Annotated in this window: 20 protein-coding genes; 16 read left to right on the forward strand and 4 right to left on the reverse strand. The window is 49.3% G+C overall.

The window, feature by feature from the left end; translation table 11 throughout:
• Nucleotides 1–14 precede the first annotated feature (14 nt).
• The 8 genes from leuC (at nt 15) to yihA (ending at nt 11,457) form a co-directional block, all read left to right on the forward strand.
• Complete coding sequence (leuC, locus tag ACW9JV_RS06175; protein ID WP_457332404.1) at nt 15–1,430, forward strand: 3-isopropylmalate dehydratase large subunit; 1,416 nt, start codon at nt 15–17, stop codon at nt 1,428–1,430.
• 24 nt (nt 1,431–1,454) lie between these two features.
• On the forward strand, nt 1,455–2,042 hold the full coding sequence (gene leuD / locus ACW9JV_RS06180) for a 3-isopropylmalate dehydratase small subunit (RefSeq protein WP_457332406.1): 588 nt from the start codon (nt 1,455–1,457) through the stop codon (nt 2,040–2,042).
• A gap of 85 nt (nt 2,043–2,127) precedes the next feature.
• Entirely contained in the window at nt 2,128–3,132 is a 1,005-nt protein-coding gene (locus ACW9JV_RS06185) for a tetratricopeptide repeat protein (protein WP_457332408.1), read from the forward strand.
• A 121-nt stretch (nt 3,133–3,253) separates the two neighbouring features.
• The gene (gene tig, locus ACW9JV_RS06190) at nt 3,254–4,597 is read left to right on the forward strand and encodes a trigger factor (protein WP_457332410.1); all 1,344 of its coding nucleotides are present in this window, start codon (nt 3,254–3,256) and stop codon (nt 4,595–4,597) included.
• A gap of 398 nt (nt 4,598–4,995) precedes the next feature.
• A complete protein-coding gene (gene clpX / locus ACW9JV_RS06195; protein ID WP_457332412.1) occupies nt 4,996–6,276 on the forward strand; it encodes an ATP-dependent protease ATP-binding subunit ClpX in 1,281 nt (426 codons plus the stop codon).
• A 197-nt stretch (nt 6,277–6,473) separates the two neighbouring features.
• Nucleotides 6,474–8,177: an ATP-dependent protease LonB gene (gene lonB / locus ACW9JV_RS06200; protein ID WP_457332414.1), complete on the forward strand. Its 1,704-nt coding sequence runs from the start codon at nt 6,474–6,476 to the stop codon at nt 8,175–8,177.
• A 372-nt stretch (nt 8,178–8,549) separates the two neighbouring features.
• Nucleotides 8,550–10,877, forward strand: a complete 2,328-nt coding sequence (gene lon / locus ACW9JV_RS06205; protein WP_457332416.1) for an endopeptidase La — start codon at nt 8,550–8,552, stop codon at nt 10,875–10,877.
• Nucleotides 10,867–11,457 (forward strand): ribosome biogenesis GTP-binding protein YihA/YsxC, encoded by a 591-nt coding sequence (yihA, locus tag ACW9JV_RS06210; protein WP_457332418.1) that lies wholly within the window; start codon nt 10,867–10,869, stop codon nt 11,455–11,457. Before lon ends, yihA begins: the two co-directional genes overlap by 11 nt.
• Here the strand turns inward: yihA and ACW9JV_RS06215 are convergent.
• The gene (locus ACW9JV_RS06215; protein ID WP_457332420.1) at nt 11,454–11,933 is read right to left on the reverse strand and encodes a hypothetical protein; all 480 of its coding nucleotides are present in this window, start codon (nt 11,931–11,933) and stop codon (nt 11,454–11,456) included. The genes yihA and ACW9JV_RS06215 overlap by 4 nt on opposite strands.
• A 262-nt stretch (nt 11,934–12,195) precedes the next feature.
• Between ACW9JV_RS06215 and hemA the strand changes: the two genes are divergently transcribed.
• The 6 genes from hemA to hemL all read left to right on the forward strand — a co-directional run bounded on the left by hemA (nt 12,196) and on the right by hemL (nt 18,659).
• Nucleotides 12,196–13,590, forward strand: coding sequence for a glutamyl-tRNA reductase (gene hemA / locus ACW9JV_RS06220; protein WP_457332422.1), 1,395 nt, complete (start codon nt 12,196–12,198; stop codon nt 13,588–13,590).
• An 18-nt stretch (nt 13,591–13,608) separates the two neighbouring features.
• Nucleotides 13,609–14,439 carry a cytochrome C assembly family protein gene (locus ACW9JV_RS06225; RefSeq protein ID WP_457332424.1) on the forward strand — a complete coding sequence of 277 codons (831 nt, stop codon included), beginning with the start codon at nt 13,609–13,611 and terminating at the stop codon, nt 14,437–14,439.
• Nucleotides 14,440–14,551: 112 nt separating this feature from the next.
• Nucleotides 14,552–15,484 (forward strand): hydroxymethylbilane synthase, encoded by a 933-nt coding sequence (gene hemC / locus ACW9JV_RS06230; protein WP_457334605.1) that lies wholly within the window; start codon nt 14,552–14,554, stop codon nt 15,482–15,484.
• Nucleotides 15,484–16,257 (forward strand): uroporphyrinogen-III synthase, encoded by a 774-nt coding sequence (locus tag ACW9JV_RS06235; protein ID WP_457332426.1) that lies wholly within the window; start codon nt 15,484–15,486, stop codon nt 16,255–16,257. Before hemC ends, ACW9JV_RS06235 begins: the two co-directional genes overlap by 1 nt.
• The gene (gene hemB / locus ACW9JV_RS06240) at nt 16,258–17,241 is read left to right on the forward strand and encodes a porphobilinogen synthase (RefSeq protein WP_457332428.1); all 984 of its coding nucleotides are present in this window, start codon (nt 16,258–16,260) and stop codon (nt 17,239–17,241) included.
• 128 nt (nt 17,242–17,369) lie between these two features.
• Complete coding sequence (gene hemL, locus ACW9JV_RS06245) at nt 17,370–18,659, forward strand: glutamate-1-semialdehyde 2,1-aminomutase (protein ID WP_457332430.1); 1,290 nt, start codon at nt 17,370–17,372, stop codon at nt 18,657–18,659.
• Between the two features lie 20 nt (nt 18,660–18,679).
• On the opposite strand, the gene ACW9JV_RS06250 is transcribed toward hemL, so the two are convergent.
• Both ACW9JV_RS06250 and ACW9JV_RS06255 read right to left on the reverse strand, forming a co-directional pair.
• A complete protein-coding gene (locus ACW9JV_RS06250) occupies nt 18,680–19,135 on the reverse strand; it encodes an MFS transporter (protein WP_457332432.1) in 456 nt (151 codons plus the stop codon).
• Between the two features lie 229 nt (nt 19,136–19,364).
• Entirely contained in the window at nt 19,365–19,865 is a 501-nt protein-coding gene (locus ACW9JV_RS06255; RefSeq protein WP_457332434.1) for an MFS transporter, read from the reverse strand.
• Between the two features lie 223 nt (nt 19,866–20,088).
• Here ACW9JV_RS06255 and spoVID point away from each other — a divergent pair, with 223 nt between their 5' ends.
• Together spoVID and ACW9JV_RS06265 are read left to right on the forward strand one after the other, a co-directional pair.
• Entirely contained in the window at nt 20,089–21,093 is a 1,005-nt protein-coding gene (spoVID, locus tag ACW9JV_RS06260; RefSeq protein WP_457332436.1) for a stage VI sporulation protein D, read from the forward strand.
• A complete protein-coding gene (locus ACW9JV_RS06265; protein ID WP_457332438.1) occupies nt 21,083–22,075 on the forward strand; it encodes a hypothetical protein in 993 nt (330 codons plus the stop codon). The genes spoVID and ACW9JV_RS06265 overlap by 11 nt, the downstream gene beginning before the upstream one ends.
• On the opposite strand, the gene ACW9JV_RS06270 is transcribed toward ACW9JV_RS06265, so the two are convergent.
• Nucleotides 22,052–22,291, reverse strand: coding sequence for a hypothetical protein (locus ACW9JV_RS06270; RefSeq protein ID WP_457332440.1), 240 nt, complete (start codon nt 22,289–22,291; stop codon nt 22,052–22,054). The genes ACW9JV_RS06265 and ACW9JV_RS06270 overlap by 24 nt on opposite strands.
• Nucleotides 22,292–22,391: the final 100 nt, after the last annotated feature.

Here is a 22,391-nt window from a genome sequence, read left to right on the forward strand (position 1 = left end):
GTGAGGGAAGCGGAATGAAACCAAAAACAATAATAGAAAAAATTTGGGAGAATCATAAGGTCCATTCCGAAGAGGGCAAACCGGATTTAATGTATGTGGACCTGCAGATGGTGCATGAAGTCACTTCACCACAGGCGTTTGAAGGACTTCGTCTTGCCGGCCGGAAAGTACGCCGCCCTGATCTGACATTTGCGACGATGGACCACAATGTTCCGACCGAAAACAGATCGTCCATTACGGATGCCATTTCGAAAAAGCAGATGGAGACTTTGTCACAGAACTGTGAAGAATTCGGAGTGGAGGTTGCCGACCTGAACAGTCCGAACAATGGAATTGTACACATCATCGGTCCGGAACTGGGTCTCACGCAGCCAGGTAAAATCATTGTCTGCGGAGACAGCCATACGTCAACCCACGGGGCATTTGGCGCCCTTGCGTTTGGTATCGGAACGAGTGAAGTGGAGCACACACTGGCAACCCAGACATTGTGGCAGGCGCCGCCGAAAACGATGGAAGTACGTGTGAATGGCCGCCTGAATCCAGGTGCAACAGCAAAAGACATTATCCTTGCTGTCATTGCTAAACATGGCGTCGATTTTGGTACCGGGTATGTGCTGGAATACACCGGAGAAGCTATCCGGGGTCTGACAATGGAAGAACGGATGACTATCTGTAACATGTCCATTGAGGCTGGGGCGCGTGCCGGTCTGATCAGCCCGGACCAGGTAACCTTTGATTATTTGGAAGGACGCCGCCATGTACCGGAAGGCGAAGAGTATGAGAAAAAAGTACAGGAATGGAAAGCTCTCGCAACCGATGAAGACGCCGTATATGATGCCGTCGTTGAAATCGACACGGATGAAATTGAACCGATGGTAACATGGGGCACCAACCCGTCCCAGGGTGTCGGCATTCACGGTCATGTACCTTCCCCGGATGACGCCAAAAACACTGCAGAGCGAAAAGCCATCGAACAGTCCCTCGAATATATGGATCTGGAGCCCGGCACAAAAATGACAGACATCCACATTCAGCATGTGTTCCTTGGTTCCTGCACGAATGCCCGGATCAGTGACCTCCGTGCAGCGGCTAAAATCGCAGAAGGCCGCAAAGTGGCCGATGGTGTGCGCGCCATGGTCGTTCCCGGCTCGCAGCAGGTGAAAATGCAGGCCGAAGAAGAAGGACTCGATAAGATCTTCAAAGATGCCGGCTTTGACTGGAGACAGTCCGGTTGCAGCATGTGTCTTAGTATGAATCCGGATTTTGTGCCGGAAGGCGAACGTTGTGCATCGACCTCCAACCGAAACTTTGAAGGCCGACAGGGTAAAGGAGCAAGGACCCACCTGGTCAGCCCGGCGATGGCAGCAGCCGCTGCGATTGCAGGAAGATTCGTGGATATCCGGTATCTGGATGAAGCCGTAACAAATTAATAATCAGAAAAGAGGGTGGAAAAAATGGAACCAATCGTGACACACACCGGGAATACCGCGGTTCTTCCACGTGTTAATGTGGACACCGACCAGATCATCCCGAAACAGTTTTTGAAACGTGTGGAGCGCACAGGATTTGGTCAGTTTCTGTTTTTTGACTGGCGCTTTCTGGAAGACGGCAGCGACAATCCGGATTTTGAATTGAACCAGCCGCAGGCAGATGGAGCAACGATTTTGATTGCTGACCATAACTTCGGCAGCGGTTCTTCCCGAGAGCATGCCCCTTGGGCACTCCAGGACTATGGATTCCGGGTTATCATTGCCCCGAGCTTCGCCGATATTTTCTATAATAACTGTTTCAAAAACGGAATTCTGCCCATCCGTCTAGATGAAGAAAACGTATACCGTTTAATGGAAAAGGGCAAAAATCAGAAATATGAAGTTATGGTAGATCTTCCAAATCAGAAGATCACCGACGAGCAGGGCTTTGAAGAAACGTTTGATATCGATGGATATTACAAGGAAATGCTCATCAACGGCTGGGATGAGATCAGCATTACGCTGCAGCATGAAGAGAAGATCAACCAGTTTGAGAAAAGCATGAATGTGTAAAACTGGAAGGCAGCCTCAATGAAGGCTGCCTTTTTTCCATGCTTGCCCCAATCCCATGTTATGAACGCATAAGGAGGAGAGACACATGACGGATAAACAAGATCCGGAACACAATATTATTTCATTTCCAGGGTCGGCAGACCGGCTGTCTAAAGAAGGTCTGGAAGAGCTCAGAAACGGCAGTAAAGAAAAAGCAGTATCTCTTTTTTCCGAAGCGCTTCAGCATGATTCCCGGCACGAAGAAGCCTCTTACGGACTGCTGCTTGGGTTGGCGGAAACCGGACAATTAAATGAAGGAATCAGTCTGGCGGAAAACATGATGGATGGGGACGATGAGAACTATTTTGAAGTGCTGCAGGTATATGTTTCGCTACTGGCACAAAAAGGCGAATATCATAAAGTCGTAACCGTCCTTGAAGGAGTACAGGAAGAACACCGTTTTCCGGCAAAAATGGCGGAACAGTTGTTTGAACTGCTTGAATTGTCACGTACCATGGCGGAAACAGCGGTAGAACCGGAGATAGAAGAACAACCGGAACGGGACTGGGTCTCAGAATTAAAGTCAGCCGGCGGTGAACATAAGGCAGCCATTCTGCAGGAGATGAAAGCTTATCCCAAAGCTTCGATCCAGCCGGCTGCGCAAACGCTTCTTACCGACTCGGAAGTCTCTCCTCTTTTAAAAAGCATGCTCCTTTTTCTGCTGAAGGATGTTCATATGGATGGGGAAATCAGAATAACGAAACTTGGGTGCACAGGAACGTTCACGCCGGATTCCCTTCCATCGATGGAAGAAAGTTCTTCCTACATAAAAACCGCCTCATGTCTTGATAAGGCTCTTGCCCATGAAGAACCGGTGCTGCTTCAGCATTGTCTGGAGAGGCTGAAGGAGATTATCCTTTATTATTATCCCTTTCCCCTGTCCATGCCGTGTGATGCACTGGCTGCCGCTGTCCACGCTGAAGCGGCGGAACAAACAGGCAGGGCAGTGGAATTGGCTCCAATCTGTGCGCTGTATTCCATTTCAGAAGAAACTTTTTGTGATGTCAAACGCGAATATGATACATTAAAAACCAACATCTCACATATGTAATCGAAATCCGTGTTCTTTCAGGCTTTCTTATGCTTTTTTTCATTGAAATGAATGTTTGATATGTTATAATAAGGAGGTTGTGAATACGGATATAACCTATGAAACTTGGAGGGAAAGATAAATGAGTGCCGAGAATGCCAATTGGGAAAAACTAGAAGGGAACCAGGGCGTACTGACGGTCGAAGTGGATTCGGAAAGATTTGATGATGCTCTGGACCAGGCGTTCCAAAAAGTCAGAAACCAGGTGAACGTACCTGGATTCCGTAAAGGGAAAGTACCGCGCAAGCTGTTTGAACAGCGCTTTGGTGTCGAATCCCTGTATCAGGATGCGGTTGATATTGTTCTTCCACAGGCTTATTCTGAAGCTGTTCAGCAGACCGAGATTGAACCGGTGGATCAGCCGGAAATTGATATTGAAGAAATCGAAAAAGGGAAAAACCTTGTATTTAAAGCTACCGTCACTGTAAAGCCGGAAGTGGAGCTTGGACAGTACAAAGGACTGGAAGTGGAAGAATTTGATACTTCCGTTTCCGAGGAAGATGTTCAGGCAGAACTCGAAAAACAGCAGGAACAGCAGGCTGAGCTTGTTGTTGTAGAAGACGGTGAAGTACAGGAAGGCGATACAGTTGTCATGGACTTCAAAGGATTTGTCGACGGGGAAGCTTTTGAAGGCGGTGAAGCAGAGAATTATTCGCTGGAAATCGGCTCCGGTCAGTTCATTCCTGGATTCGAAGAACAGCTTACCGGTATGACTCCCGGCGAAGAAAAAGATATTACCATCACATTTCCGGAAGAGTATCAATCCGAAGATCTTGCCGGAAAAGAAGCCGTGTTTTCCGTGAAACTTCATGACATTAAGCGCAAAGAACTTCCTGAACTGGATGACGAATTTGCCAAAGATGTAGATGAAGATGTAGAAACGTTCGAAGAACTGAAGAAAAAACAGGAAGACAAGCTGCAGCATGATAAGGAACATGAGAAAGAACATCATGAGCGCGACACTGTTGTCGAAAAAGCAGCCGAAAATGCTTCCGTGGAAATTCCGGAAGCGATGATTTCCTCGGAATCGGACCGCATGATGCAGGAATTCGATCAGCGGCTGCAGGCTCAAGGCATGTCTCTGGATATGTATTACCAGATTGCCGGTACGGACGAAGAAGGCATGAAAGAGCAGTTCAAAGGTGAAGCGGAAAAACGGGTGAAAATGAACCTCACCCTGGAAGCGGTAGCCGAAGCGGAAAACCTCGAAGCAGATGAAGACGACGTGGAAAAAGAGCTGGACAAAATGGCTGAAACGTATCAAAGGGACAAAGAAGAAATCCGCCAGCTTCTCGCTATGCAGGGAGGCACAGATGCTCTGAAAGATGACCTCCGCATTCAGAAGGCCATTGACTTCCTCGTGGAAAACAGTAAAACGGTCCCGAAATCCGAAGAAAATGAAGACGAGGCCGAAGAAACGGAGTAAAGAAAGCATAACCCTAAAAGCTTATCCAAGCTTTTAGGGTTTTTTACAGAAATTAGAATCCGGGGAAGAACAGGTGGTGAAAGACACAAATTCCTTCTTTTCTGCGAAAAAAGAAGGAATTGTCTCCCCTTTTGTTGAATAAGCATAGGGAAACGTCTATGATAAAAGGAGCTGTTCTACATATAGCAGACCTGCCGTCAGCGGTTGGATGCGGTCCGGTTTTTATATCCGTATTGTTTCAAGTGGCACCTCATTGTATGATACAATGCGGAAGATGATCATATACTATGGCCAATATGTACTCGAAAAGCCATGTTCGGTATAACATTGCAGACATTCAAATGATTGTACTGAAACGCAGAAGTTCGTGTACAATATCTAAGTAAGGGGTGAAAGAAATGTTTAAGTTTAATGAAGAGAAGGGACAGCTGAAATGTTCTTTCTGCGGGAAAACACAGGACCAGGTAAGAAAATTAGTCGCTGGACCCGGCGTTTATATATGTGATGAATGCATCGAGCTGTGTACGGAGATTGTAGAAGAAGAACTCGGGACGGAAGAAGACGTGGAGTTTGAAGAACTTCCTAAACCCAACGAAATCAATGAAATCCTTGATGATTACGTCATCGGACAGGAAAAGGCGAAACGCTCTCTGGCGGTTGCGGTGTATAACCATTACAAGCGGGTGAATTCAGCAGCGGCGAAACAGCAGGATGAGGTTGAGCTTGCCAAAAGTAACATCTGTCTCATTGGACCGACCGGGAGCGGGAAAACCTTAATGGCCCAAACCCTGGCAAGGATTCTGAACGTTCCGTTTGCCATGGCGGACGCCACATCGCTGACCGAAGCCGGGTATGTGGGCGAAGACGTTGAAAATATTCTGTTGAAGCTTCTCCAGGCAGCCGATTATGATGTGGAAAAAGCCGAAAAAGGGATCATTTATATCGATGAGATTGATAAAGTCGCCCGCAAGTCGGAAAACCCATCGATTACAAGAGATGTTTCCGGGGAAGGCGTACAGCAGGCCCTGCTGAAAATTCTCGAAGGCACAACGGCAAGTGTCCCTCCACAGGGCGGACGCAAGCATCCTCATCAGGAGTTTATCCAGATCGATACAACCAACGTTCTGTTCATCTGCGGCGGTGCGTTTGACGGTATTGACCAGATTGTGCAGCAGCGTCTCGGCAAGCAGGTTATTGGTTTCGGTTCGGAATCGGAAAAAGCCGAAATGGACAAAGAAGAATATATGAGCCGCATCCTTCCGGAAGATCTTCTCCGTTACGGTTTGATTCCGGAATTCATCGGTCGCCTTCCGGTGATCTCCAGCCTCTCCGAACTGGATGAAGACGCTCTGGTCGAGATTCTGACACAGCCGAAGAATGCGCTCGTCAAGCAGTACCAGAAGCTGCTGGAAATGGATGAGGTGGAACTGGAATTCACTGATGAAGCCCTCCGTGAAATTTCACGGGAAGCAATTGAACGCAAAACAGGAGCCCGTGGACTTCGTTCCATTATAGAAGGGATCATGCTCGATATCATGTATGACCTTCCGAACAAAGAGGACATTGCCTCCTGCACCATTACGGCAGAAGCTGTGACCGATGACGCTTCTCCTATACTGAAGACCCAGGACGGCAAAGAGGTTTATCTCGATAAAAAAGAACCAAAAGAAAGCGCCTGATAAGGTGAAATAAACGTCCAGCCAAGAGCGGCTGGACGTTTTTATACCGGCTCCGAAGCTCGGATTTCAACGGATACAATGTACCGCCGGAGAAACCTCCTGTTTCGCGAATGCCCTGAAAAGAGAGCCCCGGTCTGCATGTTTATATGGGGACGGCGGCATACTAACACAGGGAAGACGTCAAGGAGGCTTCTTATATGAATCTGATGATGGTGGTACTCATCGTTCAAATGATTTTCGGTGTTATTGTTGGACTTTATTTCTGGAATCTTCTCCGGCAGCAGCATGCGGGAAAAAACGCTGTACAACGAGATTCCAAAAAAGAAATTGAGCAGCTCAGCCGTATGCGTTCGGTTTCATTGACCCAGCCGCTGGCAGAAAAAGTCCGTCCGGTGAAATTAAAGGAAGTCATCGGCCAGGAAGAAGGAATCAAGGCTTTGAAGGCTGCGCTCTGCGGGGAAAACCCCCAGCATGTGCTGCTTTACGGCCCGCCGGGTATTGGAAAAACAGCGGCGGCCAGACTCGTGCTGGAAACTGCCAAACGCAATCCTTCTTCCCCTTTTCAGAAGGATGCGGCTTTTGTAGAAATTGATGGGGCAACGTCCCGCTTTGATGAACGTGGTATCGCCGACCCTCTGATCGGTTCGGTACATGATCCGATTTATCAGGGAGCAGGCGCAATGGGCCAGGCTGGTGTCCCACAGCCTAAACAAGGCGCGGTGACAAAAGCCCACGGCGGAATGCTTTTTATTGACGAAATCGGTGAACTGCATACCATCCAGCTGAATAAACTGTTGAAGGTGCTGGAGGATCGGAACGTTTATTTGGAAAGTGCCTATTACAGTGAAACCAATCCGGATATTCCGCCGTTTGTTCACGATATTTTTAAAAACGGCCTGCCTGCCGACTTCCGCCTTGTAGGGGCAACGACGCGGCAGCCGCAGGATCTGCCGGCAGCACTGCGTTCGCGTTGCATGGAAATTTACTTCCGGCCGCTCGATGATGTCGAAATACGGGATATCGCGTATCATGCCGCAGAAAAAAGCCGCGTGGAGCTTACAAAAGAAGCGGCCGCTGTGACCTCGCGCTATGCCGGCAACGGGCGTGAAGCCGTCCATATCGTTCAGATTGCCGCAGGGGCGGCCCAGGAAGATAACCGTACGATACTCCAGAAAGAAGATATGGAGTGGGTGGTTCAGGCCGGACGACTGGAACCGAAGCCGGGCCGGAGCATCCGGGACTTCGGTTCAGTCGGCCGTGTGAATGGTCTGGCCGTTTCGGCAGCTGGTGCTGGCATGGTTCTTGATATTGAAGCAGCGGTGAAAAAAAGGAACGCTCCGGGAAATGTAACCGTAACAGGAGTCGTGGAAGAGGAAAAGCACGGGACTCCGGTGTATTCCGCACGCCGGAAGAGCCTGGCGAAAAGTTCCGTCGAGAATGTCGTGACTGTGCTCCAGACCATGCATCTTCCGGTGAAAGAGTACGACATTCATGTCAATTTCCCCGGAGGTATTCCGGTTGATGGACCTTCAGCGGGCGCGGCTGTTCTGCTGGCGGTCTATTCAGCGGTGAAACAGGTGAAGATAAAGCCGCAGGCGGCAGTTACCGGCGAGATTGGGGTGCGTGGGGATATATTGCCGGTAGGAGGCGTTCCGGAAAAAGTGGAAGCGGCTTTTAAGGCAGGCGCAGCAGTTGTTTTCATACCGCTGGAAAACGACCGCCCTTCGTTTCACCGGCGCAGTCATGGCACGGTACTGCCGGTGGCACGGGTGGAAGATCTCCTGAAGAAAGCGCTCAGTGTATCAGAGGAAGAGAAAGAAACGCACATTCCGCTCACCGACATTTCTCTACCGCTGACCGGAACCAAAGAGCCAGGTATTAGACAAACGACAGAAAAATAGGATAGAATGAAACCATCATGAAGTAGAAAATTGGGACGCACGATGGTGCGGCGTTTTATAGAGAAGCAGACCCGCTTGGCAGATTGGACAGGAAAGCGGGTCTTTTTTAAAAGGAATGACACAAGTCGTTTTTCCTGCTGCTTTTCTTTTTACAGGTAAGAAAGTATATAATGCTGGCGTTTTTGAGATCCAGCTCCAGGGCACCTCCTGTGCGTCGCAGAACTTGTCGCGGGCCCGCAGGACGCAGGTCAGTTCGGCGTTGCCACAGGACGTGGCGCCCTTGGCCGAATTTCCGTTATTCGGGGCGCTTGCGCTTTTCTTACATATCTACAGTGATGGCAGTGAAATGATTAGAAAATGGAGGTAATGCCGGTGGAACAAGAAACACGAAACATTCCGCTCCTCCCGCTGCGGGGACTTCTCGTATTTCCGACAATGGTGCTGCATCTGGATGTCGGCCGCGAAAAATCGGTGCAGGCTCTTGAACAGGCAATGGTCGATGACAGCGAAATCTTATTAACCAGCCAGATTGATTTATCCATTGATGAGCCGACCGAAGAGGATATGTATCATATCGGTACACACGCAAAAGTGAAACAGATGCTGAAGCTTCCAAACGGCACGATACGTGTCCTGGTGGAAGGGCTCGGCCGTGCCGAGATCAGCCGGTTTCTCGAACGGGAAGATTATTTTGAAGTGGAAATGAAGCAGCTGGAGACCGGGGAGAACATACATGATTCAGAAGAACTTGCCCTCATGCGCAATGTTATCGAGCAGTTTGAGCAGTACGTGTCGATATCCAAAAAAGTATCAAATGAAACACTGCAGTCGGTCCAGGATATTGCAGAACCGGGACGGCTTGCAGATGTCGTTTCTTCCCATCTCCCTCTTAAAATCGCGGAGAAACAGAAGCTTCTTGAAACGGTTCCGGTACGCGACCGTTTGATGAAAATTCTGGAAACGCTGAACAATGAGAAAGAGGTGCTCGGCCTCGAGAAAAAAATCGGGCAGCGTGTAAAAAAATCCATGGAAAAAACCCAGAAAGAATATTATCTCCGGGAACAGATGAAAGCCATCCAGAAAGAACTCGGTGATAAAGAAGGAAAGACCGGAGAAGTCGAAGAGCTCAAAGGAAAAATCGAGCAGGCGGAAATGCCGGAGAATGTAGAAGAGAAGGCCTATAAAGAACTCGAGCGCTATGAAAAAATGCCTTCTTCCTCTGCAGAGAGTTCGGTGATCCGGAACTATATCGAGTGGCTCACTTCCATTCCCTGGACAGAAGAGACGGAAGACCGGCTGGATATCAATCATGCCCAGGAGATACTCGATGAAGACCACCACGGTCTTGACCAGGTAAAAGAACGGGTGCTTGAATATCTGGCGGTGCAGGAAATGACGCAGTCCCTGAAAGGTCCGATTCTTTGCATAACCGGTCCTCCGGGAGTCGGTAAAACCTCGCTGGCACGTTCTGTCGCCCGGGCATTGGAAAGAAATTTTGTCCGTATTTCCCTTGGAGGTGTACGCGATGAAGCCGAAATCCGCGGCCACCGGCGCACGTATGTAGGTGCTATGCCGGGACGGATTATTCAGGGGATGAAAAAGGCCGGATCAACCAACCCTGTCTTTCTGCTTGATGAGATCGATAAAATGGCCAGTGATTTCCGCGGAGATCCTTCTGCGGCAATGCTGGAAGTACTGGACCCGGAACAGAACAATTCGTTCAGCGACCATTTTATTGAAGAACCGTATGATTTATCCAAAGTCATGTTTATTACGACAGCCAATAATGTGTCCATGATACCGGAGCCGCTCCTGGATAGAATGGAGTTCATCTCTATTGCCGGGTATACGGAAGTGGAGAAGCTCGGCATTGCCAAAAATCATCTGCTTCCTAAGCAGACATCGGAGCATGGACTGACAAAGGGAAAAATCCAGTTCAAGGAAGATGCCCTGTTGAAAGTGATCCGGTATTACACCAGGGAAGCCGGGGTTCGCGGTCTTGAACGTGAAATTGCAAATGTCTGCCGCAAAGCGGTAAAACGCATCATTTCCGGAGAGCGCAAGCGGGTGATTGTGACGGTGAACACGGTGGAAGAAATGCTCGGTCAGCCGAAATACCGTTACGGCAAAGCGGAAGAAAATGATCAGGTCGGCGCAGCCACCGGACTCGCCTATACGACAGCGGGAGGGAACACCCTTTCCATTGAAGTATCGCTGGCCCAGGGAAAAGGAGAGCTTACCCTGACCGGTAAACTCGGCGATGTGATGAAAGAATCGGCCCAGGCAGCGTTCAGCTATATCCGGTCCCGCTCCGAAGAACTGAAGATTGACGCGGATTTCCATGAAAAATATGATATTCATATTCATGTGCCCGCCGGTGCAACGCCGAAAGACGGTCCGTCAGCCGGGATTACAATGGCTACCGCCCTTATCTCGGCGTTAACGAAAAGAGTAGTAAAAAAAGAAGTCGGAATGACCGGAGAGATCACCCTGAGAGGACGGGTGCTGCCGATCGGCGGCCTCAAGGAAAAAGCGATGAGCGCCCACCGCGCCGGACTCGAAACGATTATTATTCCGGAAGAAAACAAAAAAGATATAGAGGATGTACCGGAAAGTGTAAGAAAAGGCCTTACCTTTATTACGGTTTCTCATCTGGATGAAGTATTAGCACACGCATTGGGGGAGGAAAATGAAAGTTAATGAAGCGGAGCTGCTGATAAGTGCTGTCAGGCAGGATCAATATCCAAAAACCGGCCTGCCGGAGATTGCTCTGGCAGGCCGCTCCAACGTTGGGAAATCAGCATTCATCAACACGCTTGTGACACGCAAAAATCTGGCGCGGACATCAGGAAAGCCCGGGAAAACACAGACACTGAATTTTTATGATATTGAAGGACAGATGATTTTTGTGGACGTGCCCGGCTACGGTTACGCTAAAGTTTCCAAAGCAGAGCGGGCGGCATGGGGGAAAATGATGGAAACCTATTTTTCCGCCCGGGACCAGCTTTGCGGGGTGGCGATGATTGTCGACTCACGGCATGAACCAAGTGCAAATGATGTGCAGATGTATGCGTACCTTAAACAGTTTGACCTGCCTGTTGTGGTGATTGCTACGAAAGCAGATAAAGTATCTAAAAACAAACGGCCGAAACACGTCAAACAGATTAAAGAGATCCTCGGCATGGAAAAAACAGACACCACGGTTCTTTTTTCAGCAGAAACCGGACAGGGCAAAGAGGACGCCTGGAAAGCCATCCAGGCCATGACAGGAAGAACTTAACGGCGTATAAAGACCAGGTAGAGCCCGAAGCCCAGCAATAGAAACGGGCCGAAGGTTTCAATAAAGAAGGTCGGACGTTCTCCGGTCATCTGCCTCAGCCCGGTACTGTAAAGATAGCCGGCGCCGAGCAGGGAAAGAAGAATTCCTGTGAACCAGCCGGTGTTTCTCGTTTTTAAAAAATCAACAAGAAAAGCTGCGCCGAAATATAAAAGGTACATGCCGATATGGTCGGGCCAGGTTTCGACGAAACGAAGAAGATAAAAGTGGCCTCCGAATAACAACAGCAGCACCCCCGGCAGAAAAGAAAGAGGGATACGGGCGCTGAGGCTTTCCATCAGAAAGGCACAGCCCGAAAGAAGCAGCAGAGCCGGCCAGATGGTCCATATTCCGGCGGTGGAAATCTGCCAGTTTTCGAGAATGAGCATCAGCGCGAGTCCGCTGACGATGATGCCGTAAAAAAGACTTTGCTTTTTCATACATTCCTCCATCAGAACATTAGAATCATGTCGAATGTTTATGATATCATAAAGTCATACTAGGACAAAGGTGGAAGCCGATTGATTCTAAGGCACTGCCATAATAACCTTCGGCAGGAATGAAAGTCAGGAACTGTTCACATTTTTTGATTCATGCATTTTACACACATGATACAATAAAGTAGAATTATTTCGAGTATAATAAAAATAATGTCGATGAATTAATAAAAGGATATTGCTGCAAACACGGGGTGAAGAAAACATGCATATTATCGTTGCCGGCTTTGATTATAAAACGACCCCTGTCGAAATTAGAGAACAGCTGGCGTTTCAGGAGGAATCACTGCCGGATGCGCTTCATCAGCTGCGGAACATGAAAAGCATTCTCGAATGCACGATTGTCTCCACCTGTAACCGCACAGAAATCTATGCGGTCGCCGATCAGCTGCATACCGGGCGCCACTTTATAAAGAAATTTTTATATGAATGGTTCGGCCTTCCCATCGATGAATTCGGGGCTCATTTAAATATCCGGGAGAATGATACGGCGATCCAGCATTTGTTCCGGGTGACGGCAGGACTGGACTCTATGGTTCTCGGAGAGACGCAGATTCTGGGACAGGTGAAAGACAGCTTTTTTCATGCGCAGAATGAAGAAGCGACCGGTACGGTGCTGAATGAACTGTTCCGGCAGGCCATTACGTTTGCAAAAAAAGCCCACCATGACACAGAGATAAACGACAATGCTGTTTCGGTCAGCTATGCAGCAGTCGAGCTCGGAAAGAAAATTCTCGGCGATTTTAAGGACAAGCATGTGGTTGTCCTTGGTGCCGGAGAAATGAGCGAGCTTACGGCTAAGCACCTTTATGAAGGCGGAGCGGCTGAAGTGACCGTGCTGAACCGAACTTATGCCAAGGCCGCAGAACTGGCAGAACGGTTCTTTGGTACAGCTGGAAGCATGGACGAACTGCGCCGTTACATGGAAAAAGGTGATATTGTGATCTCTTCCACAGGGTCCAGCGGATATGTCATGGACAAAACATGGATGGAAAATGTTCTGAAACAGCGCCGCGGCCGTCCTTTGTTTATGGTGGACATCGCCGTGCCCCGCGATTTTGATCCTGCTCTGGAGAAGCTTGATAATATCTTCCTTTATGATATTGACGACCTGCAGGGCATTGTCGCAGCGAACATGGAAGAACGAAAAGCAGAAGCAGAGAAGATCGAAGCGGGTATTCAGGAAGAGCTTGCCTCCTTTAAGGAATGGGTGCACACTCTTGGGGTGGTACCTGTCATTTCCGCGCTGCGGACGAAAGCTCTGTCGATCCAGTCTGAGACGATGGACAGTCTGGAGCGCAAACTCCCGGATCTCTCGGAACGGGACAAAAAGGTACTGCGTAAGCATACGAAAAGCATTGTGAATCAGATGCTCCGGGATCCAATCACAAGGGCCAAAGAAATGGCCGGTGAGCCGGACGCGGAAGAGTCCCTTGCGCTTTTCACGGAAATATTCGGCCTGGATGAAGAAGTGGAGGCTGCCAGGCAGGCCGAAGAAGAGCAGATGAAAGTGGAAGAAGCAGAACAGGAATGGGGGCGCCGTAAAAAACGCCGGACTTCCCCTTATGCCTATGCTCAGGATATCAGCTTCCACTCCTAAGGAGAGGAGTTGTCACAGATGGTTGCTTCTGCCGGGATCATTTATGCTTTAACGATTGTGCTTTACAGTCTGAGTGTGTTTGGATATTTTATTGATTTTCTTCAGAATAACCGGAAGGTGAACCGGACCGCCTTCTGGTTGCTTTCTATTGTATGGGTGCTTCAGACGGTGTTTTTTATTATACGGGCCCTTCAGTATGACAGACTGCCCATCATTACACCGTTTGAAGGGCTGTTTTTTTATGCCTGGCTGCTTGTAACCCTCTCTCTTGTGATTAATTGGTTTTTTCGGGTGGACTTTCTCGTGTTTTTCACGAATGTCGTCGGGTTTGTCATGATGGCCTTCAGTTTGTTCACTCCGGACGGTGATGTGCCCTCGGACCTGAATGATCTTCTTATTTCAGAACTTTTGGTCGTTCATGTGACGCTTATTATGATTGGATATGCTGCTTTCACTATGGCTTTTGTATTTGCAGCGTTGTACTTGTTCCAGCATCATCTGCTCAAACAGAAACAATGGGGAAAACGACTTCTCCGCCTGGAAAATCTCCCGAAAATGGAAAGGTTCACCTTTTTGATGACAACGTTCGGTGTTCCCTTTATGCTGCTCGGTTTTATTCTCGGCTTTGTCTGGGCGTCCATTCAGCTCTCCCAGCTGCCATGGCTCGATGCCAAAGTGATCGGATCCGCTGTGGTGCTGGCGGTATACAGTGTGTATCTTTACCAATGGGCGGTCCGCCACCGGAGAGGGTACAACATGGCTTTATTTAATGCAGCGGGTTTTCTGCTCGTTTTAATTAATTACTTCTTATCAAGTGAACTCACCGGTTTTCATTTCTGGTACTTTTGAACATAGATAGGCTCACGTTTAGAAAACGGGCTCCCTGTGCAGGCTGAAAATGATTATCGACGGGCCGGAAGCCGTAGCCGGCATGCCGGTTCTTATGGATGGAGGAAATACGATGCGGACGATTGTACTCGGAACGAGAAAAAGCAATCTTGCCATGAAACAGACGGAATGGGTGATAAATGAGCTGAAACAGCGTGGTCTTCCCTACCATTTTGATACGAAAAAAATCGTAACGAAAGGCGATAAAATTCTTGATGTCACGCTTTCCAAAGTAGGCGGCAAGGGACTCTTTATCAAGGAAATAGAAGAAGCACTGACGAACGAAGAAATTGACATTGCCGTTCACAGTATGAAAGATCTTCCGGGTGAAGTCGAAGAAGGATTTACGCTCGGTGCCGTCACAAACCGGGTCGATCCCAGAGATGCGCTTATCTCCAACGACCATGTTGCTCTCGATGATCTTCCGGCTGGAGCAGTCGTAGGGACAAGCAGTCTGCGGCGCTCGTCCCAGATTCTCGCAAGACGCCCGGATATTGAAGTGCAGTGGGTCCGCGGTAATATTGACACCCGTCTCCGCAAGCTGCGGGAGGAAAACTTTGATGCTATCGTACTCGCCGCTGCAGGTCTCAGCCGGATGGGATGGGATGAAAAAATTGTAACAGAATATCTTGATCCCGACATATGTTTACCCGCGGTTGGTCAGGGGGCGCTTGGTCTTGAATGCCGTGAGGATGACAAGGACGTACTTGATGTTCTCGCAGAACTGAACGATGAAATCGTTGCGAGACGTGTGACGGCAGAACGTGCTTTTCTCCAGACTGTGGAGGGTGGATGCCAGGTACCGATTGGGGGATATGCACTGCTGGAATCGAATGGAGATATTACCCTGACAGCCATGATCGGTTCACCGGATGGAACGAAGATTCTCAAAACCGAGAAAACGGGATCCGTTCCGGAGAATGTGGGAGAAGAAGCGGCCAAAGAGCTGTTGCAGCAGGGTGGAAAAGAAATCCTCGATAAAGTGAAAAGCGAGCTTGATCAGTAATGACTAAGCCGCTGCGGGGCAGGACCGTGTTAATTACGAGACCTCCCGCTCAGGCTCCCGTTCTGCAAAGACTGATTGAAGAGGAAGGCGGAAGTGCCCTGGTCCTCCCGATGATCGAAACGGTACGAACAGCAGACTGGGATACACAGATGAAACGGGCAGGATCAAAGAAGTGGGACTGGATTGTTTTCACGAGTGCCAATGCTGTTTCTTATTTTGACGCACTTTTGAGAGAGGCATCGTTTTCTCTCTCCCCGTCATTCCGGACGGCAGCAGTGGGACAGAAGACAGCAGAGGCTCTGCACGAAAAGGGATGGCCTTCTCCTGTCATTCCTGCACGTTTTGATGGGGATGGCCTGGCGGAACTGCTGCAGAACGAAGTGAAGCCGGGCCATAAGGTCCTTTTTCCAAAAAGCGCCCGGGGCCGCCATGTCATTCCTGATGCCCTGCAGAAAGCGGGGGGCCGGTTGTATGAACTGCCGCTCTATACCAGTGTTCCCGCCCGGGGCAGTGAAGAACAGCTGAAACCCTGGATTGATCAGGAACGGATTGATTACTTAACGTTCACGAGTCCTTCCGCCGTCAAGGCGTTCGTTCAATTTCTGAAAGACATGCCGCCCGGGAAGTGGAAAAACCTGAACGTAGTCAGTATCGGTCCGGTTACCGATGAGGAAGCAAAGCGGCAGGGGATGCTGTTCCGCAGAACGGCGGAGCCTTCCACAGTGGAAGGCCTTGTCCGGACGTTAACTGCGTTTGCAAAGGAGGAAGAATAGATGGATGATTTGACATTTGACCGCCACCGTCGTCTCCGCCGGACGCCCGGTATACGGAAGATGGTAAGGGAGACCGTGCTGCAGAAAGAAGACTTGATTTTCCCGATTTTCGTTCTGGAAGGAAACGACATAAAAAATGAAGTTCCATCGATGCCGGGGGTGTATCAGGTATCACTGGATCATTTAGGAGAGGAAATGGATCGTCTCGAAGCTTCAGGTGTACCTGCTGTCATCGTATTCGGCGTTCCGGAACATAAGGATGAGTATGGATCGGAGGCCCACGCCGTAGAAGGCATCGTGCAGAAAGCGATCCGCCGGATCAAACAGAACCATCCCGCTCTGACGGTCATCGCGGATACCTGCCTGTGCCAGTATACCGATCATGGCCACTGCGGTGTAATCAAAGACGGTACCATCGTCAATGATGAGTCGCTCGATCTGCTTACGAAAACGGCCGTGAGTCAGGCTGATGCCGGTGCTGATATTATCGCACCTTCCAACATGATGGACGGCTTTACCGCTGTCATCCGCAGAGGACTCGATGAAGCCGGACATCAGGACATACCGATCATGTCCTATTCGGTCAAGTATGCTTCCGCGTTTTACGGACCGTTCCGGGACGCTGCACACAGCTCCCCTTCGTTTGGGGATAGGAAGACCTATCAGATGGATCCTCCGAACCGGCTGGAAGCGCTTCGCGAAGCGCAGTCGGATGTGAGGGAGGGAGCGGACTTTCTCATTGTGAAACCGGCATTGCCCTATCTTGATATTGTCCGTGATGTCAAAAATGAAACCGCGGAGCCGGTCGTGGCCTACAACGTATCCGGTGAATATGCCATGATCAAGGCAGCTGCGGCAAACGGCTGGATTGATGAAAAAGAAGTGGTGATGGAAAAGCTGACCAGCATGAAACGAGCCGGTGCCGATCTCATCGTCACCTATTTTGCCATCGACGCCGCCTCCTGGATCGACCAGGGTGAATAATACGACAACGTCCTCATTTCGATCGAAATGGGGATGCTTTGTAACAAAAAATATGGCGGAAGAGGACAAAGGATTGATATATTTGATAAGCTGGGAATGGACGAGAACACGATAAAGGAGTGCTTGAGATGAAGACGTTTGATAAATCACAGGCCGCGTTTGATAAAGCGGAACCGCTTATGCCGGGCGGAGTGAGCAGCCCGGTACGAACGTATAATTCCGTCGGCCATCCGCCGGTCTATGTTGAAGAAGGAAAAGGTTCCAAAGTATGGGATCTTGACGGTAATGAATTTATTGATTACGTCCTCTCGTGGGGGCCGCTGATCCGCGGCCACGCCGATGACCGCGTCGTTGAACAACTGAAAAAGGCAGTTGAAAAAGGTACCAGTTTCGGGACATCCCACCAAATGGAAACGAAGCTGGCCGAGCTTATTATTGACCGTGTACCATCGATTGATGTCGTAAGAATGGTCAACTCCGGCACGGAGGCAACAATGAGTGCACTGCGTGTGGCGCGGGGTTTTACCGGCCGTGATAAAATCGTTAAGATGGAAGGCTGTTATCACGGACACGGCGATTCACTGCTGATTAAGGCAGGATCCGGCGTGGCGACCCTCGGACTGCCGGACAGTCCCGGCGTACCTTCGGGGATTGCCTCCAACACATTAACAGTTCCCTACAATGATCTGGAAAGCCTGAAACTTGCTTTCGAAAAATACGGCGAAGAAATTGCGGCGGTTATTATGGAACCAGTGACCGGTAACATGGGTGTCGTACTGCCGGAAGATGGATTTCTGCAGGGTGTGCGGGACATCACAGAAGAAAACGGCAGCCTGTTGATTTTCGATGAAGTAATGACCGGATTCCGCGTTGGTTACAACAGTGCCCAGGGAGAATACGGTGTCACTCCGGACCTGACCTGTCTCGGCAAAGTGATCGGCGGGGGACTGCCGGTAGGCGCTTACGGAGGCCGCAAAGACATTATGGCAAAGATAGCACCGGACGGCCCCATCTATCAAGCCGGCACATTGTCGGGGAATCCGCTTGCGATGACAGCAGGATATGAAACATTGAGTCAGACGACTCCCGCTGATTATGAGCGGTTCCGCAAACTGGGAGACGAGCTTGCGGACGGTCTGGAAGCAGCCGCATCCAGACACGGCATTCCGCATCATGTGAACAGGGCCGGCGCGATGACTACCCTTTTCTTCACCGAAGAAAAGGTAACGAACTTCGCCTCTGCGAAAACATCAGACCTCAATCTGTTTGCCTCCTATTTCCGGGAGATGATGCAGCAGGGCATATCCCTGCCGCCTTCGCAGTTTGAAGGGATCTTTCTGTCGACGGCCCACAGTGAAGAAGATATTGAAAAAACGATAGATGCCGCGGAACAGGCCTTTGCTAAAATAAAGGCATAATATTAAAAAGCAGCCCGGACTTATGTTCCGGAGCTGCTTTTTTTCGCAGAAGGCGGTGAAGCAAAGGCCAATACCGTTGCCAAAGCCGGGAGACTGATCATGATCCAGAGAATTTCATTGTACTGACCGAAATAGTCAAAGGCCATACCGAACGGCAGTGGTCCAAGTGCTGAGCCGATAACGACAGCGGTGGTTGCAAAGCTTTTCAATTTACCGAGATTATCAAGACCGAAATATTCCGGCCAGATCATGTTGTTGCAGATTTTGCTCGTACCGTCAAAAACGCCCCACAACAAGATAAAGACACCCACACCCCAAACCGACTGAACATAAATGAGTAGCACGAGCGTACCGGCACTCAATAAAAAACTAAGAGCATACAAATGGTGTACTTTGACTTTCTCGACGATAAAACCGGCAGCCAGTGTAAATAAAAACGCTGATATCGGCATTAAACTGAGTAGAAAGGCGACCACCGGACGTTCAATCCCTTTTCACAGACCGGAAGATGTAGGCCTGCTTCCGGATGACGCCGGAAAGAACGGGAACAGGGAAGAAGCGGCGGCCGCATCAGCAAGAGAACGGAAAGCTTCTTCCTGGTCGGTTCGGGCCGCCGTTCAGTCGAAATCTTTCTGGTTTACTATTTTTTGTGCTGCCGTTCCTTCGCTCGTTAATACTGGTATTACGATTCACCTCTTTTCCATCTTAGGCGCTGGCGAGCACACCGAGCGTCATAAAGCTGAACGCCCGTCCCCTTTGTTTTGAAAACCATTGAGGGATCAAGGTGTTTGGAACAAGTGTCATCGATCCCTGCCCGAACAGGCGCAGCATAAAAAAGCCGATGAACATCATGACCGGGCCAAGGATGGCGCTGTTCCAAAAACACGCAGCTGCAAGCATCGTTCCGACGAGGACAGCCGTGTACCGCTGGCCTTTCTTATCGATCATACGTCCTGTCAGAAACAGCAGAAGTCCGGCTGCAAGCGTAGCAGCGGAATAAAGACTGGAAATGGTCGTGCGGCTGCCATCGAATTCATTGATATAAATATCCATAAAAACAGATACGGTGTACGTTTGTCCCGGTCCGGAAAAAAACGCACCCAATGCGGCAATAACAACGATCAGCCAGCCGTAAAAAAACGGCGGCCGCACCGGGAGCTTATCTCCGGTCATTCCCCTTCGTGATGTATATTCTGTGTGATTCATGGTATCCCCTTTTCCCTTTATCCCCTTTATATGTTCAAACGCGGTTCATTCTACAGTCACCACTATATTCTACCAATCTGTCATACGAAAAACAACGCAGAGGATTTGCAATCATAGCCTGCCGAAGGACGGCATATAGTGAAAGGGATAACGCAGGAAGGCGGGCATGGATATCTATGAGACAACCTTGCGGATACCTTTTACAAAGAAGGAGGGCTTATGTATGGCAGAAGCACATTCTTCAGCACTTACGTTCAGTTTAGAAGAGTCCGTGTGGCTGAATCAGGGGGAAAAGATTAAGGAATTGGTATCACTCGGACTGGATCCGGATATTAGAATTGAAGAAAAAATTGACTATGTGGATATTAAAGGGGGCCTTTATCTAAAAGGAGAATATCATCCAGAAACAGAAGAGCAGAACGAACAGGACGATATCGACCCTGTTCCCCGCTATATTGAAAAAAACATGCTCCGGGAGGATGGAGTCGGGGAACTGCAGCATTTTTTTCCGGTGGATGTGACCGTGCCGTTGAACAGGATTCACCATCTTGACGACATTTATGTAACCATTGACAGCTTTGATTATGATCTGCCGGAACCAGGCTGCATTCAGCTGACAGCCGATATCAGCATATCAGGCGTCAAAGAAGATGACAGACAGGAAGAACCGGAACCAGCTGTTGTGGAACCAATGCCGAGATGGGAAACGGAAGAAACGCGCGCACCGGAAGATGAAGAAATGCCGGAGCATAAAGAAGAAGCAGAGGAAACATTCGCCGTGGAACGCTTTTCTGATGTATCTCCTTCTGAAGAGGAAGAATCAGAAGAAATGGAAGAGCCGGAAGAACCAACTGACATTGTGACTGCTTTTCACGGACGCGATACAGAGGAAAATTCTCTGCCTCATGTGCCGGAGGATGCAGACAACGAAGCAGGCGGAGAAGAAGTGGAAGAAGACAGCGGGTCTGACGAAAGTCAGAAACGCAGCGACAAAGATGATAATGCCCTCTATTTAACGAAAATGATGACAAAAGGGGAAGAAGATTTCTCGCGTCTGAAAATGTGCATCGTCCAGGAGAATGAATCTCTTGATCAGATTGCGGAACGATACGAGACGACTACCGCGCAGCTGCTCCGTTTTAATCGTCTGGAACATGATGGTGTGGAGGAAGGACAGATTTTGTACATTCCTGCTCCTGTTTCCCGGACCGGTCCGGATGACAGCTGATGCCGGAGATGTACTGAAATATTACCCGCTTCACCCTGAACGTGTTTTACGTTTTGGGAAAATAATCAAAATTGAAGCGGAAGAAGGAACGTTTGCGCTGAAGGAAACGGTGCTGCCCCGCAGCAGGCTTCAACAGTGGGAACAGACAGTCCGCTGTTTTGAAAAGGGGCAGCTGCCTGCAGCAGTACCCGTCCTTCCGACAGCGGACGGTCGTTATTATGTCCGTCATAACGGTTTTATCTATTATTTAATGCCCTGGGAAGAGCAGCCTGAACACTGTACAGCACATGATCTTTTTCAAACACTGGCACGCTTTCATCTTCCCGGACGAAAAATAATACAAGTTCCGGAAACGGTATACCGGAAGAACTCAGCTATGAAGGAAAGACAGATGGAACACGATATCTATTTATTGGAAACCTATGTGGAAGAGGTGGAACAACAGCGCTTTTTTTCCCCGTTTGAACTTCTCGCATTGACCTGTCTGCCGCTCATTTATGAATGCCGCCAGCGTTCGGCCGGATGGTTTGAGAATTGGAAGGCGGAAGTACTGGAAACGGAAAAAACCCAGGAAGTGCTTTGTCACGGGAAACCCTCTTTTAACCATGTGCTGGCGGATTCGCGCCGACGGCTTCGTTTCATTAACCTGGAAGCTTCTGCGGTAGGGCATCCCGCTCATGATATCGCCGGCCTGTACCGCAGCTGTGTGAAACGAAACATCCGTAAGCGTCCGGCTGGAAAGGAGTGGATCGATTCGTACGAAACACACCAGGTATTTCATGCAGCGGACAAAGCACTTCTGAAAAGCCTGCTGCTTTATCCGTCGGTCCTGCTATATTGGATCAGGAAAGGACCAACCCGTCCACCCGGGATGGAACCGGAATGGACAAGAAAGCTTGCTGAAGAGAAGGCGGTACTCGAGAATATCCTCCGGGATATTCATCCTGACCAAAGACATTCAACGGCTGAAAATACAACATAAATAAGCGCCGGTCAGCAGAAAAAGCAGAAAAACATCAAACGTGGTAGGAAAAATCAGGGTGCGGATCACCTGAAAAATAATGAGCGTTAAAAGAATTTGAATCACAGCGAGTTTCCACTTCAGCCACCATCTCGGTTTCGGCCGGTGATGATGGCGTCTTTTTTTATGTTTTTTTGGAGGAGTAAACGGCGGACCTGGGTAATGGGGGTAGCCCATCAGAATCCTCCTTTCTCGTACATAGAATGTTACAGCTATATATATATGCAGCAAAACCGTAAAAGTTGCGGATGTCCTGCGGAGAAGGGCGTGTCTTGAC

This window comes from Salibacterium sp. K-3 (assembly GCF_054052005.1).